Source organism: Porcincola intestinalis, assembly GCF_009696445.1.
GTDB lineage: Bacteria > Bacillota > Clostridia > Lachnospirales > Lachnospiraceae > Porcincola > Porcincola intestinalis.
This window is the reverse complement of sequence record NZ_VULZ01000005.1, coordinates 53770-70625: the sequence shown is the minus strand read 5'-3', so window position 1 is coordinate 70625 and position 16856 is coordinate 53770. Positions and strand designations below refer to the sequence as shown.

General features: G+C 54.9%; 11 protein-coding genes. All 11 read right to left on the bottom strand.

Going from position 1 to position 16856, the window contains the following annotated elements:
• Nucleotide 1: 1 nt before the first annotated feature.
• The 11 genes from FYJ35_RS06080 to recD2 all read right to left on the bottom strand — a co-directional run bounded on the left by FYJ35_RS06080 (nt 2) and on the right by recD2 (nt 16835).
• Nucleotides 2-2764 carry a glycosyltransferase gene (locus FYJ35_RS06080; RefSeq protein WP_154524580.1) on the bottom strand — a complete coding sequence of 921 codons (2763 nt, stop codon included), beginning with the start codon at nt 2762-2764 and terminating at the stop codon, nt 2-4.
• Nucleotides 2761-4974: a class I SAM-dependent methyltransferase gene (locus tag FYJ35_RS06075; protein WP_154524578.1), complete on the bottom strand. Its 2214-nt coding sequence runs from the start codon at nt 4972-4974 to the stop codon at nt 2761-2763. Before FYJ35_RS06075 ends, FYJ35_RS06080 begins: the two co-directional genes overlap by 4 nt.
• 1 nt (nt 4975) lies before the next feature.
• On the bottom strand, nt 4976-6256 hold the full coding sequence (locus tag FYJ35_RS06070) for an ABC transporter ATP-binding protein (RefSeq protein WP_408634767.1): 1281 nt from the start codon (nt 6254-6256) through the stop codon (nt 4976-4978).
• A gap of 95 nt (nt 6257-6351) precedes the next feature.
• Nucleotides 6352-7149, bottom strand: coding sequence for an ABC transporter permease (locus FYJ35_RS06065; protein ID WP_154524575.1), 798 nt, complete (start codon nt 7147-7149; stop codon nt 6352-6354).
• Nucleotides 7094-9640, bottom strand: a complete 2547-nt coding sequence (locus tag FYJ35_RS06060) for an exopolysaccharide biosynthesis polyprenyl glycosylphosphotransferase (protein ID WP_154524573.1) — start codon at nt 9638-9640, stop codon at nt 7094-7096. Before FYJ35_RS06060 ends, FYJ35_RS06065 begins: the two co-directional genes overlap by 56 nt.
• A gap of 60 nt (nt 9641-9700) precedes the next feature.
• Nucleotides 9701-10846 carry a L,D-transpeptidase family protein gene (locus FYJ35_RS06055; RefSeq protein WP_205839737.1) on the bottom strand — a complete coding sequence of 382 codons (1146 nt, stop codon included), beginning with the start codon at nt 10844-10846 and terminating at the stop codon, nt 9701-9703.
• Nucleotides 10847-10865: 19 nt separating this feature from the next.
• The gene (locus FYJ35_RS06050; protein WP_154524569.1) at nt 10866-11144 is read right to left on the bottom strand and encodes an HPr family phosphocarrier protein; all 279 of its coding nucleotides are present in this window, start codon (nt 11142-11144) and stop codon (nt 10866-10868) included.
• A gap of 3 nt (nt 11145-11147) precedes the next feature.
• The gene (locus FYJ35_RS06045) at nt 11148-12473 is read right to left on the bottom strand and encodes a CdaR family protein (RefSeq protein ID WP_154524567.1); all 1326 of its coding nucleotides are present in this window, start codon (nt 12471-12473) and stop codon (nt 11148-11150) included.
• Complete coding sequence (cdaA, locus tag FYJ35_RS06040; RefSeq protein ID WP_154524565.1) at nt 12463-13332, bottom strand: diadenylate cyclase CdaA; 870 nt, start codon at nt 13330-13332, stop codon at nt 12463-12465. The genes FYJ35_RS06045 and cdaA overlap by 11 nt, the downstream gene beginning before the upstream one ends.
• A gap of 120 nt (nt 13333-13452) precedes the next feature.
• Nucleotides 13453-14187 carry a ComF family protein gene (locus tag FYJ35_RS06035; RefSeq protein ID WP_154524563.1) on the bottom strand — a complete coding sequence of 245 codons (735 nt, stop codon included), beginning with the start codon at nt 14185-14187 and terminating at the stop codon, nt 13453-13455.
• Between the two features lie 77 nt (nt 14188-14264).
• Nucleotides 14265-16835, bottom strand: a complete 2571-nt coding sequence (gene recD2 / locus FYJ35_RS06030; RefSeq protein ID WP_154524561.1) for an SF1B family DNA helicase RecD2 — start codon at nt 16833-16835, stop codon at nt 14265-14267.
• Nucleotides 16836-16856 lie beyond the last annotated feature (21 nt).

Here is a 16856-nt window from a genome sequence, read left to right as displayed (position 1 = left end):
CTCAAACCCTCTTTCCGAGAACCCGCTTCAGCGTCTCCTTGCCGGGGAAATCCGCCTCCGCGATCTTCCTTGCCAGTCTGTAACTCGTCGTTTCCTTCAGCATCTCCATGGAGGTACGCAGCATCTCATTCTCCTCCCGGAGCCTGTTTTTTTCCGCCTCCCCGCCGCTGCCTCTCACCGCCGGGTTTGCCAGCGCGTAGGCCTGGAAAACAGCATCCGTATCCTGCGGACTGCAATTTCTCCGGCGCACCCGCTCTGTGACATTTCCCTGCCGCCCCTGCCGCATATACTCTCCATAGAGCATTCTGTACGCGGCATTCATCCAGACGATATTCCGAAGCGGCACACCCAGAGCCGCTTTCCGCTTTTCGGAGAGTTCCTGAGGGCTGCTTCGGATTTTCTCCAGAAGCGCCAGCACCTCGCCGGCGTTCGCATTCGGCGGAACAAGCCAGCCGGCCTCTGTCTTCCGGAGACGCTCTCCCACTGCTCCGATATCGGTTCCGATGACCGGAATCCCGCTCTGCCAGGCCTCGGACAGCGTATAGCAGAATGTCTCCCCCCAGATCGGGAGAATACATGCCACATCGATCTGGCAGGCCTCCAGCAGCTGTCCCGCGTCCTCCTGCTCATAGACCCCGGAAAAATAGACATTCTCCGGGCACTTTTCCTTCAGGACCTCGGGATCCCCGACCTGTCCGAAGACGAAGAAGCGGAAATGCGGGTTCCCGGAATGGATGATCGCGGATAACAGGGCGGAGCCCTTTGCTCTGGTCACCCCGCCGAGAAACGCAACGTGCAGGATCCGCCCGTCCCGATGGTGAAGCCCGCTCTCGTCTTTTTTGAGATGCCTGAAAAAGCCAGTATATACCCGTCCGTCTGTAAAAAACTCCGTCCCCTTCTGAAGCAGAACGCTCATCCGGAACCGTCCGGCATCCATTCCCGGAAGATCGAAGACCGCATGAAAGCCACACTGCTGATACCGTCTGTCACAGGCCGCATCGGCCACGTCCGTGCGCGGGATTTTTCGGAGCGGGAGCCGGAACACCTGTCCGCGATGATCTGTCACTTCGGCATATGCCGAAATACTTCCGCTGTCTTCTCCCTCCAGGTATGCCCAGCCGGTGACATAGTTGAAGCCGCCGTCCCTTCCCGGCATCTGGTCCAGATGCGTATGCATCCGGTTCGTCCGCTTCGCAGATACAGTCCCCTTTACAACCGTATGCCCCGCCTTTTCCATCGGGTCGCCGCTTCCGTGCGGGATGACAACGCTTCGGCTCTCCAGCTCCGGAAAAGCCTGCATCATCACGACCTTTGCGGATTCAGAGGGAAAGATCAGTTCCCCGCAGACTGACAGGGCGCGCAGATTCTCTCGCCTCCACCTGTCGATCACCGACACATGGCCATAACCGCAGTTTTTGTGGAGGCAAAGCCGGCAGGTCCGGTCGTCAGCAGGCGCAAAACGGCCATCTGACGGACAGAATGTCCCGTCTCTGTCCAGCAGCTTGATCGTCGGGCAGGCATAGTAATAGTCATGAAGCGTACAGATAACCGGGATTCCCAGCGCTTTCGAGACCTCGAAGATATCGAGCGTCAGCCCCTCCGTATGGTGAACATGAACAAGATCGATGTCAAATACCGTCAGGATCTGCCGGAGAATCTCTGCGAGCTTCTCATCCCAAAGCACAGGAAACAGCGGCTTCTCCCCGATCGGGAACTTCAGCATCAGCTTCTCCCCGCCGTCCCTGGGGTAGATGGTCAGCCTGAGCACTTCCCCGTCTCTGGCCGCAACAAACACGTTGTAGTCCTTCACAGCGCCGCGGACCAGATCCCGAACGTGAAGCTGCGTTCCGCCGATATGGTTTTTCGCAATCCCCTGAAAATCCAGATGCAGGAAGTAAAGCAGATTTCCGGCTCCGTTTGCAAGGCGGGTATGAAGCTTGAGATTGTCCCGGATGTCCTGATCCGGATTCTCCGCGCAGTAGCGGTCATTTTCCTTCATCTGAAGCGGATAGCGCTTTCTCAGAATCCGGTCATGCTCGTCACACAGCCGTTTTTTTTCATCGCTCTCAAAGGATGCCGTCCCCTTATGATAGACGAATGTGTCGTCGCACAGTACATGGACATATCCCAACATCCCGCAGCGGTTGCAGAAGTCGTTCTCCTCTCCGTACCCTCTGCCAAATGTGGCTGCGTCGAATGGTCCCACTGCCTCATAGGCTTCCTGACGGATATACATGCAGAACCCGACGGCCACTGAGACAGTCGGATAGCGGCGCAGCGATGTCCGCTCCACAAGCTCCGCATATTCGTCGACATCAAAGCCGTCCGGGATCCGGTTGTCCCTCAAAAACTCCGGAACTGAGGCCAGCGTCGCTGCATTGGACAGCGGTGTCACCGTTGCGATCCGGGCAGAGGAATCCGCACAGCGCTGGAGCTTCTCCACCCACCGGTCTGTTACAATCGTGTCAGAATTCAAGAGAATGGTGTCCCGCCGCGAGTATGCAAGCCCCGTATTGACATTCGCGGAGAATCCCCTGTTCTGGTCGTTGAACAGCACACAGATTCCCGGGCACCGCATCTCCCGTTCCAGATACGGCCGGATGCGTTCATCTGTGCTTTTGTCATCAATCAGGATGACCCGGTGTCTTGTCAGATCGGTATGCCGCTTCAGGCTCCCGACACACAGAAGCAGGTCTTCATAGCCGTTGTAGACAGGAACCACGATATCAACCGGTTGGCTGCTCTGTCTTTCTTCCGTCTTCATAGTCTGAATATCCTCTGATACTTTCCGAGCAGGCTTCCTGCTCTTCCAAGCGCCCAGTCTTCACTCCTGAGATCCATCCTTCCGGTAATCCGGACTCTCTCCGGGACGCCGCCCCGGCAGACCAGGCGATAGGACGGGTCCGTCGTCAGGAACTCGCACACTCTCGTATACCCGCCCTCCAGAGGGATCTTCTTTCTTGCCCTCGCTGCATTGACGGGTCTCAGCTGTCCGTCAGGAGAGCTCAGCGCACAGACGCAGCAGGTCCCCTCGATCGGATCAAAACGCAGATCCCGGACTGCCTCCGGGTGCGGAATATCAAAGACGGCCTCGTATACCCCATCCTTCAGCGAGACCTCCTGCCGCACCACATCCTTCTCTGAAAACCCTTGTCCCCGGTCAATGTAAAGGGTGGAGGTCAGACGCGCCCTCTGCCCGAATGTATGAATGTCCTTCAGGTCCGCCTTCTTCTCCGGACGGGCATACCGGGCCAGTTCATTTGCCTTCACAGTCTGCTTCTCAAAAAAGTCTGCCCATTTCCAGTACGTCTGTGCCTGCGCTGGTGTGATCTGGTACCGTCCCAGGAGCTTCTGCTTCGGCAGCACCTGCTCAAGGCTCTCATGGCCGGCATACAGCTCGTTGACTGCCCGCCAGAGGATGAACCCTGCCGGTACCGGGAAGTCGAACACCCACTCCCCGTCAATGATCCATACCGTGTCCCCGCTCAGGATCAGGTTGTCAAAGATCAGGTCGATGTTTGCCGGGCAGAGCAGCCTGCCTTCTCCGGCTCCGGGGACTTCTCCGAACACCCTCCGGAATGCATCCTGTCCCTCTTTTCCGGCACCGTCTTCTTCAACCTCCCCCTGTAGCAGAAGACTCCAGAGGGCGTCTGTCATCCGGATGACTGCAGCGTCATCACCGGCTTCTGCAACCTGAGCCACCCGCTCGCCCAGATTTTCTCCCTCAAGATACCGGTATAAGAACCTGCCGTCCTTCTCCTCTCCGCAGAGCATCCGGACCGGATATTGTCTTCCTTCCAGGAGGAGCGTCCTTGTTTTCTGCGTTTTTTCATATTCATGCATCCTAAGCAGGTGTGCTTGCGCGGCATCTGTCAGCGGCTCCTTGGATACGACTCTCTGTCCATCCCCGTTTCTCCTGATGACCGTCTGGATCTGAAAACAGGAGGCTCTGTCAGCATTCACCTTCGCATAGAGGATTTCGCTTCCCTCCCCGGTTTCCTCCGGAGTCTCCAGCCGTTCAGAAGCCGAAAGCTCCACAAGAAATGAATTCATAAATGTGGCCAGCACGCCTTCTTTCTGAAGGCTGGCTGCCATCTCGCGCTCAGGGAAAAGCTCCAGCCTCCGGGCATCAAAATTCCACCGGTTCCGGTCATAGGAAGCTGCCGACAGGCTTTCATCCGTGAAAACCTCTCCGGGGAACTTATAATCAGGAGACGGGTAGTAAAACCGCCGTACACGGAGACCGCAGTCCGCCGCGAGGTCCAGCCACTCTGCCCTGGAGAAGGTCCGCACGCCTGATCCCTGCCGGTATCCCTTCAGTCCCTCCATATAGTTGCCGGTGTGATCCTCCGGCGCCCCGGCAAAATACTTCAGGCCAAGCCGGTTCTCAATCGCAACCAGAAGGACCCCATCCTCTTTCAGAAAACCGGCGCAGCGTCTGAGGAAGGTTTGGTAAGGCTGTCCCTCTTTTGTAAAGGATCCCGCATACTCGAAGACCCCGTTCAGAATCACATAGTCAAAAAGGCCGGGAAACTTCATCTCATTGAGATTCCCGACCATAATCTTCAGATTGTCTGCACTCCTGTGCCGCTCATAGTTGATCATACAGCGCCGCTTCGACAGATCGACACTTGTCACAGACGCCATTTTTTTGCAGAGAATCCCCGTCACGGCGCCCGGGCCGGCCCCGATCTCGAGGGCGGAGGCATCCTTCCTGAAGGGATACCAGGAAAGAATGTTTTCACGGACAGGGGACAGGTGGTAAAGATATGCAAATCCATCTGTCTCGTCTCCGGTCCGGTATGCCTCATCGATGACTCCGTAGAGCATCTCCTGCGCATCCGGCTGTCCGTCTGGGTCTTCCGCCTTTCCGGCTGCTGTCAGCTTTCTGACGTCCCTTAGAATCCGATCCTCCACATCCCCGTCAGAATACTGATCGCTTCCACGATAATAATCCAAATTCAGCTCTGCCATCTCATATCTCCGGATCCAGCACGCAGGTGCTGTTCATGTCATAGAAACCGACTGTGTCGCGATTCGATACAACCGTCAGTGATATGACGTCATAGAGTCTGTGGAACACCCGGAACATCCCGTCCTGATAACCGGTGCATCCCAGCGAAAGCAGGTATTCTCCGCCCTGCAGATCAATCTTCTGTGTGAACTCCACCACGTGTTCATCGCCATCGTGCATCGTCGGCACCGGGACGCGTTCCATCGTCGTGTTTGTCCCGCAGATCTCAATGCCCTTCATGTTCTTGATTGTAAACGCAAAGATCGGTTCCAGAATGTCCGCATGCGCCCGGATTTTCATCCGGACTGTGAACACTGTTCCCTTCAGGAAGTTAGAGGTCATCAGACCGTTCTCATCCAGCAGCGCATAGTCGACAATCTCTCCATTTTTCTCTCCGTATTCAACCAGACTGGGGTTGGCCGGATATCTGCTCTTCCACAGACCGGAGCCGCTGCCGGTTCCCTGTGTCCCCCTCTTTTCCCCGTCTGCTGCCTCCGGCTGTTCCGCAGCCTTCTCCTCATACTGGCCGACCAGCACCTTTTTGTACAGGTCTATGGCCTCCTTCGGTGTCCCGTCGTAGATCAGGTCTCCCTGATTGAGCAGAATTGCCCTGTCGCAGTACCGGGAGATCGCCGAGAGATCATGCGATACAAACAGGATCGTCTTCCCCGCCCGCCGGAACTCCTCGAACTTCCGGTAACACTTGGACTGAAAGAAGACGTCCCCGACTGACAGCGCTTCATCGACAATCAGGATCTCCGGGTCGATATTGATCGCAACCGCAAAGGCCAGCCGGACAAACATGCCGGAGGAGTAGGATTTGACCGGCTGGTTGATGTAATCCCCGATATCCGCAAAGCGGATGATATCATCCAGCCGGGCATCGATCTCCTCCTTCGTGAAACCGATCATCGCGCCGTTCAGATAGACATTCTCAATTCCCGTATATTCCATGTTGAAGCCGGCTCCCAACTCCAGCAGGGCGGAAATCCTGCCATCTACACGGATGCTTCCTGCAGTCGGTGTCAGAACACCGGTGATCAGCTTGAGCATAGTCGACTTACCGGAGCCGTTTGTTCCGATGATACCGACCGTCTCTCCCCTCTTCACCCTGAAGCTGACATGGTTTAGTGCGTATTTTTCCTTGTAGGTTTTCTTTCTGTCAAGACCCAGCGTCTCCCAGAGCCTGTCTCTCTGCCGCTCATACAGGCGATAGACCTTCGTGACATCGCACACCTCGATGGCGGTATCATGCCAATTCTTATCCTGAAGCCCTTCCGCCGCTTTTTCTTTCTTCCCGAATCGATGCAAGATAGAACTCTCCTTCTCGCCAGACGTCACAGAACGTCCGCAAAATGCCCCCTGGAACGTCTGAATGTCTTTGTTCCCCACAGATAAGCAAGGATCGTAAAGATCCAGAACCAGGCTGTCAGCGCCGGATGGTGCCAGAACGGGACATGCCCGATCAGGCTGTCCCGGTACCCGTAACAGATATAGTACATGGGGTTCAGCTTGAAGATCCAGCAGACCACCTTCGGCAGATGCGGCGCAATATCTGCAAAGTTCCACATAATGGGTGTAAACCACACCCCGACCTGAAGGGCAATCGCCACAATCTGGACATTATCGCGAAACAGAACAGAAATAGCGGCTGTCCCATAGGACAAGCTCAGCACCAGGATGAACATGCAGCCTGAATAGTAAAGCATCTGGAAGCTGTACCAGCCCGGGAACTTTCCGTAGAGACAGTACAGCACATACGTCAGCACCACGAAGAACACATGTACATAAAGCGCCGAACACGCCTTTACAATCGGGAGGATCTCAATCCGAAACACAACCTTCTTGACAAGATAGCTGTATTCCACCAGCGAGTTGGTGCCGCCGGTCAGTGCATCGTTGAAATAGAACCATGGAACCAGCCCTGCCAGCATCCACAGAATAAAGGGAACTCCGCCGTAGCTCTGCGTCTGCCTGAGTCCGACCTGAAAGACAAACCAGTACATCAGGACGGTAACGACAGGCTGAACCAATGCCCAGAGAATTCCCATATAGGAACCGGCAAACTTCTTTCGAAAGTCATTCTTTGCCAGTGTCACGATCAGTTTTCGTTCTGTTATCAGATATTTCAGCATGCTTAGATCTTTCTGAATAGAATGTTCTGTACTTCATCGCGCCGTGAACGGCATAACTGATAAAGCAGAGGCAGCTTTTGGGAATCGACATGCCCATGCAACGGTAGGAACGCCAGGTCATGCGCGCACTCTTCAGCTTTCTGCCACTCTTTCCGTTCTCAGAGATCCGATAGTACAGGAGTGGTTCGCTGACCCCGCAGACTGTCTTGTATCGCCGGATGATACTCATCCATGTAATGTAATCTTCATGCGCCCCCTCGCAGATCATCGGAAACTGCCGGACCACTGATGTCAATGCCACAACAGAGGAGCAATTGATCGGATTCTGCCTGAGCAGATCCTTTTCCGTCAGAAGCTCCTTCACACCGATGACGTGACCGGTCAAACTTCCGTCCGGAGTCATCAGCTCCCTCCCGGTACAGCAGAGGACGCAGCCCGTCTGGTAGATCCGGGCAAACTGCTTTTTCAGCTTGTCCCTCGCCCAGATATCATCGGCATCCAGGTAGGCAATATACTGGCCGCGTGCCAGCAATGCCCCGCGGTTTCGTGTCTTTGCCACACCAAGCCGCTTCTCATTCCGATAGAAATGAACCCTTGCGTCTTTCTTGTACCTCTCCTGCACACATTTGATGTCATCTGTTGATCCATCATCCAGAACCAGCACCTCCAGACGCTGCAGGGAGCCTCTCCCGATCTGCTGGGAGGACTCGAAGTGGAGATCCTGCATGAGTGCGCTGTCGATTGCAGACGGAAGGGTATCTGCGGCATTATAGCACGGAATGATTACGGAAACCAGAAGCCCCGGCTCATGTCCGGCCATCACATCCACCGCCCGCACACCCTTCGGGAGTGCGGCCGCTGTTTCCCAGCTTTCTCCCAGGTCTCCCTGACGCATCTGGTCGATCTCCTGCTGCCACTTCAGTTCATCCACGGTATGCTGAACTTCCATTTCCAGCTGTCTGCGGCTCTGACCGTCCTGGTCGGACAGCGCCGTCCTCTGTGACTGGTCAACGCCCTCCGTGTTCTCTTTCTGGAATATAACCTTCACAGTCGCGGCAACCAGCTGAAAATCCAGCCAGAGGGAGTAGTTCTCAATGTAAGTCAGATCCAGCTTCAATTTGTCGTAGGGTTTTGTATTGTACTTGCCATAGACCTGCGCATACCCTGTCAGGCCAGCCTTCATCTTCAGCCGATATGAAAACTCCGGGATCTCCTTCTCATACTGGGCGGCGATTTCCGGGCGCTCCGGTCTCGGTCCGACGATCGACATATCGCCCTTGATGATGTTGAACAGCTGGGGGAGCTCATCAAAATGAATTTTCCGGATCACCCTGCCGACCGGTGTCACACGCCGGTCTCCCTTTGCGGCAAGTCTTGCTCCGTTTTTTTCTGAATCAACACTCATCGATCTGAACTTGATGATCTGGAAAACCTTCCCATCCTTTGTCAGACGATTCTGTCTGTAGAACACAGGTCCGCCATCGTAGCACTTGACCAGGACTGCAATCAAAAGCAGGACCGGGGAAAGAACGATCGTCAGCAGAATGCTGACCGCAATGTCCAGAACCCGCTTTACAAAAGCTTCCTCGACCGTCAGTCCCCTGTTCCGCATCAGCAGAAGCGGTGTGTCAAACATGTGGATTTTTTCCGCTGACATCAGCATGATGTCGGAAATCTTCGGGCTGCAATAGCAGCGGATGTTTCGTTCGAAGCAGTATTTCACCAGCACATTCCGCTCATGCGAGGGGATATCCCCGAGGATGCAGGTTTCATACTGCGGAATCCGCTCCTTGATGAAATCCAGCCCTTTGTCAATCATCACAGCTTCCGCGATGACATACTTGTCACGCCTGGACGCAATGTTCTTCAGGAGCTTTTCCGGGTTGTGCACATCATAGACCAGAATCACCGACTTTGGCGGATAGATAGTGTTGTAAATCCATCTCATAAACACCACCCAGAGAATGACAACCAGAAGGTTGACAAAAGTCAGTTTCACCATCGGGCCCGTATGGGAGAGGAATCTCCACCTGCCGATCAGCGCCAGCTGAAGGTAAGCCAGAACATTCGTCAGCAATACTGAAAAAATCTGAGCGATGATGACGTCCAGCACCCTCATATATCCAACCTTCAGGGCACCGAACAGTTTGCTCACCAGGATAACTGTCAGAAAATAAAGGGCGATCAGCGCCCAGTTGCCTCTTCTCCAGTAGAAGAACCGCATCACGCCGCGCACATTGTAGTACTTGTACCAGATCCACGCGAAATTCGCTGTCTGAAGTCCGATCACGAGCAGGGACGCCAGAAACATGATCAGCCGCTTGTATCTTTCTCTTCTCATAATCAGTCCATCCGTTCTTCCCGGAGTATCCATCCGTCTGCCGGAGCCTTGAAAGCAGTTCCCTTCCGGCTTATCCTGCAGCTTGTATCGAAAACCTTCCCGAATCCGGCGCACCAGATAAGGAGTCCCGGCACGCAGTCTGCCGGACACGCCTCCCTCCTGTTCGGAAAGCGTGCCCGGCAGATATCCGCCCGGCCAGGTTCACACGTCTCAGATGGTCGGGTCGGTCGGGTCGTACGTGTGATTCCAGCTCCCGACATAGGGAGTCATCGGCTTCCCGAGCGGGTCATTCTTTACAGAGCCGTGGAAGATCACAACCTTGGAACCAACTGGGACGTTGTCATAGATATACTTGGCATTAATGGCTGCCAGCCGCACACAGCCATGGGATGCCGCCTGTCCAAGTTTGTTATATCCGCTGATGGCCATTGAATACTTGTCATACGGCGCTGAGTACGGAATCGAATGGAACAGGATATTCCAGGTGATATGAGAGCACCACTGTCCCCAGGACGGTCCCATCAGCTCATGCCAGCGCAGATGATCCATGATCCGGAAGGTTCCGTCCGGCGTCGCTCCATACAAACCGACCGAGCAGGCAAATGCCTTCACCGGCATGCTGCCGCGGTAAACCGTAACGGTGCAAGTCGACTGATTGACCTTCACGCTCCATGATCCTGTCACCGGCTCCTTCACCTTGACTCCATTCGTTCCGAACTGATAGGTTTTCCCCTGCAGCGTAACCGTCCCGGTCGCCATCGCGCCGGTCTGCGGGTCAAAGTAGTACTGTCTTCCGCCAATCCGCACAAGTCCCGTCACCATACGGCCGACATTGTTGAAATAGTACCGCAGTCCATCCTTCCGGAGCCATCCGGTGACAGCCGTTCCGCGCAATCTTCCGGCCCCCTTCATATAGTAGGTTCCCCTGGAAGTCTTCACCCAGCCAGTCTGCATCACATGATTGCTTCTGTTAAAATAGTAATACCGCTTCCCGATTTTCCGAAGCCCCCGGTACAGAACACCGCTTTTTGTCGCACAATAGGTATTGCCAAGCGGGTCCGTCGCAAACGCACCCTTCACGAGGGTTCCGTTTTTCCGAAAATAGTAGCCCTTCTTCCCAAGCTTCAGGTAACCGACTGTCACAGCACCATCCTGGTCTGGATCCAGGTAATAGGTTCTCTTCCCTTTCTTCAGCCAGCCCTTCACCTTCCGGCCCGATGTCCTGTAATAATACCGCTTTCCATCCTGTCTGACAAATCCTGCCTGTGCAGAGGATGATGCAAGGATTGCCAACAGCAAGACAGCAATCATCCCGAAAAACAGCCTCTTCCACCTGACTTCATGATTCTCACTCATCACATTTCTCTCCCTGTTTTCAAACAACTTCTGATCCGTTCTCATCCAGATGTTCAAGCAGCGCGCAGATTGAGGCGAGTGCCTCCCGTTCATCCGGTCCGCTGCAGACAATCTCCATCTTCGTTCCATCCGCAACCTGCGCGCTCAGCACGCTGAGCATGCTCTTAAGGTTATATACGCCGGTTCCGACCTTCATCTCCGTCCTGCTCTGAAATTTCAGCGCAAGATCGCAGACCTTCCCGGCAGGGCGCAGATGAAGCCCCTTCTCATGCTTCAGTACAATCTCTCTGCTCTCCATCTCTTATCCCTGATCTGCCTCCGTCGCCGCCTCCTGTTTCGCAGAGACAACTGTCAGCGAAACATCTCCCGCAAGCTCATACCCCTCCGGCACTGTCACGTGGACCGGGATCTCATAGCTTCCGGGTTCCGCACATTGGCTCAAATCGATCGACAATGATATGTCTTTCGCTGTAAGAGGTTTCTCGTCATCCTCCATCGCATGGACACTGACCGAGATCTTGTCAGCCGGGGTGAAGACCAGCTCCATCCCCTCCGGCCGGTTCTGTACAACAATATCGCTGAGCGGAATATCCAGCGTCACATCCCCGTTCTTCTCAATGGAAACCTCCACCTCGACTGACGGATCCGCATCCGAAATCAGCTTGAGACCGGACATCTGATCCAGCGTGTCCTCAAGATTGATCTCCTGCTTCACATTCTCCTTTGCCCCCGAGACATTGATGACATCCTTCACTGTCAGCTCGTCACCAAGCTCCGCGAGTGCCTCATCCGTTCCTGCAACAGATATGGTCTCCGGGATCATCTTGATGGAGGAAACGCGGTAGCCCCAGGCAGGTGTCCCGGTCGTGCGGATCCGGATCGGCACATCGGTCCGGATTTTCCACAGATCCACCATCACCTTCACGGTATGATCCTTGATGACTGTCCCGGTCGCATCCTTGAACTCTAGGGACTTCATCTGTGCATCGGTCAGCTCATCCCCGTTTTTATCATAGACCTTCAGGACACTGGAAAGCGTATAGTCAGAGGAAAGCCCCGCCACATCAACCGGCGCGACGACCTGGTTGATCCTCCTCATCAGCGATGACGGACCTGCCAGCACGATGTTTTTGCCAGTCGTTACCGACGATGAGCCAACCTCCCAGCCGGTCGCCGGCGTCCCGTTGGTCGAGATTGAGGCAACATAGGTCTGCTCGACCTTATCCTCCAGCTTGACAGACAGAGAGGATGGAAGCACCTCGATCTTATCCCAGGTTACCTGCGGATTGCTGCAGGTGACCGTCAGCGGAACTGTATTCATGCTGTTGAGGTTCTTCATGTCCGCTTCCACATAGAAATCAGAGCCGTTCCGGGCCAGCTGGCTGAGAACAGACCTTCGGTCCGTGACTCTCAGCGTCACCGTGCCGTTCCCCTGCTGCTCGACGACTTTCCCGATGTCCGCAACGGCATCCTGATTGACAATCGTGATCGGTACATTTGTAAACAGCTGGGTCTTGACCGGGTTGTTCGTATTTGTCACGCCGACCCATACAAAGAATGCAATGACCAGGGCCGCAATTTTCAGCCCGATGTTTCGGAACAGCGTCTCCCCGATTTTATGTCCCATTCTTTGGCTTCTCCTTCCTGAATATCGGTCTGCGCTTCAGCTCAGACTTATTCTGGAATTGAATCATCCGCTCGCGGAACCGTTCCTCCGTGACCCCTCTCTCCAGGCTTCCCCGATAGGCTAGAGAAATCCGTCCCGTCTCCTCCGATACGATTATAGTCAGGGAATCCGTCACCTCCGATATGCCGACGCCCGCTCTGTGGCGAGTTCCGAGCTCCTTGCTGAGCCTCATATTGTCAGACAGCGGAAGATAGCAGGTTGCAGCTGTCACCCGGTCTCCCCTGACAATCACAGCGCCATCATGCAGCGGCGTATTCTTCTCGAAGATATTGATCAGAAGCTGTGACGTGACCAGCGCATCGACCTCAATCCCTGTCCGCTCGTACTCAGACAGATTGTCATTCTGTTCGATGACGATCAATGCCCCTGTCTTTGCGCGCGCCATCTCTTCGCAGCCGCGAATCATCTCATTCATCGTTCTGTCGGAAAACAGCTGTTCAAACTGCCTGTTCGGCATGAACAATCTGGTCACGATCTGTCTTCTTCCAAGCGACTCCAGCGCTTTCCTCAGCTCCGGCTGAAAGATGACCATCGCCGCCATGATCACAAGTCCCAGCCCCTGGTTAATGATATAGATCAGTGTCGTCATCTGAAAGATGTAGATCAGAGCGACAAAAACCCCGATCACGACAAGTCCCTTCATCAGCGACCAGGCATGGGATGTCTTGATCCATGCAAGAATCTTATAGATAATCCAGGCAAGAATCAGAATCTGAATGATGTCGATCGGTGTAATCGTGATCGACGGCAGACGCATCCAGTAAAAATGTGCAGATATCCATTGAAGCGCAGCCTTCATTCTGCTCCTCTTTTCCGGCAGTACCAAAATCCATTGTGTTAGAAACTGTTGTACCATACATTATACGTAGAAAATGGAAGGAATACCACCGACTTTCTTAAGAATTATTAATCTGTCTGTTTACTCCGCTCCTCTTCCTGTACAGAGCGTCAGGAAATAAATCTGTGTGACACCGGCTTTTCTCAGCGCGGCAGCCGCGTGATCCATCGTCATCCCCGTCGTATAGATATCATCCACCAGGAGAACAGACTGCGGCAGCGATTCATGCCTCGCGACAGTGAATGCCCCTCTGAGATTCGCAATCCTGTGTTCCCGTCCGAGTTTCCGGGAGGCTTTTGTGTAGCGCGTCCGGATCAGCACATCCTCCAGGACCGGGATTCTGCAGAGCTCTGACAGCGCTCTTGCCAGAAGAACAGCCTGGTCAAATCCCCGCTCCGCCCGTTTCTTCGGATGCATGGGCACCGGAATAATGCAGGCAGCATTCCACTTCTGAAGATGTTCTCTGTGCGCTGCATACATGCAAGCGGCGTAGAAGGGCAGATACTCCCGATGATTGTAGAATTTCATCCGATTAACAGACAGTCGTATGCCCTTCTCATACAGCAGAGCGGCACGTCCTTCCGTGAATGCATGGTCTGTCCTCTCGCAGTCCGCGCAGAGCGCCTTTTCCAGGCTGGCGATCGGTTTTCCACACTGGACGCAGACAGGCTCCTTCACCCAGGGCAGCTCCGCCCTGCAGCGCCTGCAGACCAGTGACTCCTTCTTTGCCAGGATTCTCCCGCAGACGGGACACCGTCCCGGGTAGAAAAAATCAAGGAACTGTCTGATATGGAAAACCGGCTTCTCTCTTTTCATCCGTTCATCCGGCACTCTCCAGAGGAAAATGTCCTCTGATGGAGCCTCTTCCCCGTGCTCCCACCCCTTATCTTCCTTTACAGCCCGTCATCAGCCTCCGGCTCATCCATCCATGCAAAGGGATTCTCATCCTCCTCCTGCTGATGCTTCTGTTCCTCACACTCCTGAAGCCTCAGGTCAAGCGTCGTATAACGCTTTTCCTGCATCGTATTATCAATCATGTCGTCCAGGACAGCCGGGTCTCCAATCAGAACCACACACTTTCTGGCCCTTGTGATCGCTGTATAGATCAGATTCCGGTTCATCAGCATCCTCGGCCCCCTCAGCATCGGGATGATGACAGCCGGGTACTCGCTTCCCTGTGCCTTGTGAATGGTAACTGCATAGGAAAGCTCGAGCTGGTCGAGCTCCGATTTTTCATAGTCGACACACCTGTGCTCATCAAATTCGACGGTCATCAGGTCCGTCAGCGGGTCGATTGACCGGATGACCCCCATGTCGCCATTGTAAATACCGGCTCCGGTGTCAATGACAGCTCCGTACCGTCCCCGGATGGTCCACTCCTTCTGGTAGTTGTTCCGGACCTGCATGACACGGTCTCCCTCGCGGAATACAACATCGCTCCTTGTCCACTCCCGTTTCCGCGGCATCGCCGGATTGAGCGCCTGCTGCATGACCGAATTGAGCCGGATGGTCCCGACAAGCCCCTTTTTCATCGGCGTCATCACCTGGATGTCTGCCGTATCTGCCTGCACATATTTCGGAAGGCTGTCGCGAACCAGATGGATCGCCTGTCCGATGATATCCTCCGCCCGCTGCCTTCTCAGGAAGAAGAAATCCCTGCTCTTATTATCAATGACCGGATGTTCACCCTTGTTGATCCGGTGGGCATTCATCACGATGTCACTTTCCTGCGCCTGCCTGAAAACCGTTGTGAGCGTCACCGTCGGCAGAATCTTCGAATGGATCATGTCCCGCAGCACACTTCCGGGACCCACAGAGGGAAGCTGACTGGCATCTCCCACCAGAACAAGATGTGTGCCGACCGGTACCGCCTTCAGCAGGCTTGCCATCAGATAGATGTCCACCATCGACATTTCATCGATGATCACAACATCCTGCTCCAGCGGCTCCTCATCATTTTTCCCGAATGCGACCGTCCCTTTTTCCGGATCTCCGGAGACTTCAAGCAGCCGGTGTACGGTGCTGGCATCGTGTCCGGTGGCTTCTGTCATCCGCTTCGCCGCTCTTCCGGTCGGTGCGGCAAGAGCGATTTTCAGCCCCTCCGCCTCAAACATCGCAATCATCGTGTTGATCGTCGTTGTCTTCCCGGTTCCGGGGCCGCCGGTCAAAATCAGGACGCCGCAGGAATCCGCCCGTATGACCGCTTCCAACTGTCTTTCATCCAGCTCCGTCTTCGTCTTCCTAGCCGCTGCGAGCGCTCTCCTTCTGGAGTCTGCCTCCGTCCCCTTGTAGGTAATGTTGAGGTCGTGCAGCATCTTCGCCGTCCTGAGCTCTGTGTAGTAGGCCCTCGGCTCAAAAATCCGCTCCTCGCCCTCTTCCTTCTTGATAATCACCTTTCTGTCGGCGGAGAGATTCCGGAGGCAATCCTCCAGGAGTTCCAGGTGCTCCTCCTCTTCCCTGATCTCGTCACTGCCCGGCACACTCTCCGGATACAGACCGGCGAAAAAGTCCTCATCAGACAGACTGTCCGGGATGCCGGCATCCTGTTCCCTTTCCCAGGCTGCCCCCGCACCGTTGGTAACAGCCTGGCAGGCTGCTCCCGCGCCGCTGGTGACCGGCGGGCAGGCTGCCCCCGGCTGTATGCCCTCCTCAAGGCACCCCTGCTGCATCGAAGCCTGCGATATTTCTGGCTGTAGGGGCGTCTCTGTGATCTGGCTTGGAATCGGCATGGATAACAGACGGGATGCCCGCTGAAGCAGCACAGCCTTCGGCAGGTAAAGACTTCCTTCTCCGGCAGCAAGCTGAAGCGTATAGAGGATGCCGCTTCCGACACGGAACCGGGAATCGACGGCCATCCCTGCCTTTCTGGCAATCTCATCTGCCATGTGAAACCCGACGCCCCGCAGCTCGTCCGCAAGGCGGTACGGATTCTCGCGGATAATCCGATACACCTCACTCCCGTATGCCTTCCAGATACGCAGCGCCAGGGTGTTGGAAATTCCGTACCGGGACAAAAACAGTACCCCGTCCCTCTGGTCCTTCTTCTCACATACCTGCAGATAGATCTCTCTGGCCTTCTTCTCTGAGATCCCGTTCACCTCCGCGAGACGGTCCGGTTCTTTTTCAATGATGTCAAATGTCTCAGTGCCGAACCGCTTAACAATCCGGTGCGCCAGCGCTTTCCCGATCCCCTTGATCAGCCCGGAGGACAGATAGCGCTCCATCGACGCCTCGTCCTCCGGCACAGACAAAGAAAACTCCCGGATCCGGAACTGCCTGCCGTAAGTGGCATGCACCTGGAAAGATCCCTCGCACTGGATGGTCTCCCCCTCTCCGATCTCCGGGAGCACGCCGACAGCGGTCACTTCCTCTCCATCCGCACAGAGCGTCAGAACCGTATAGCCTGTCTCCTCACTTCTGTATGTGATATGTTCTACGAAGCCTTTGATTGTTGTATCCGACATGAAATCCCCTGTCAAAAAAGC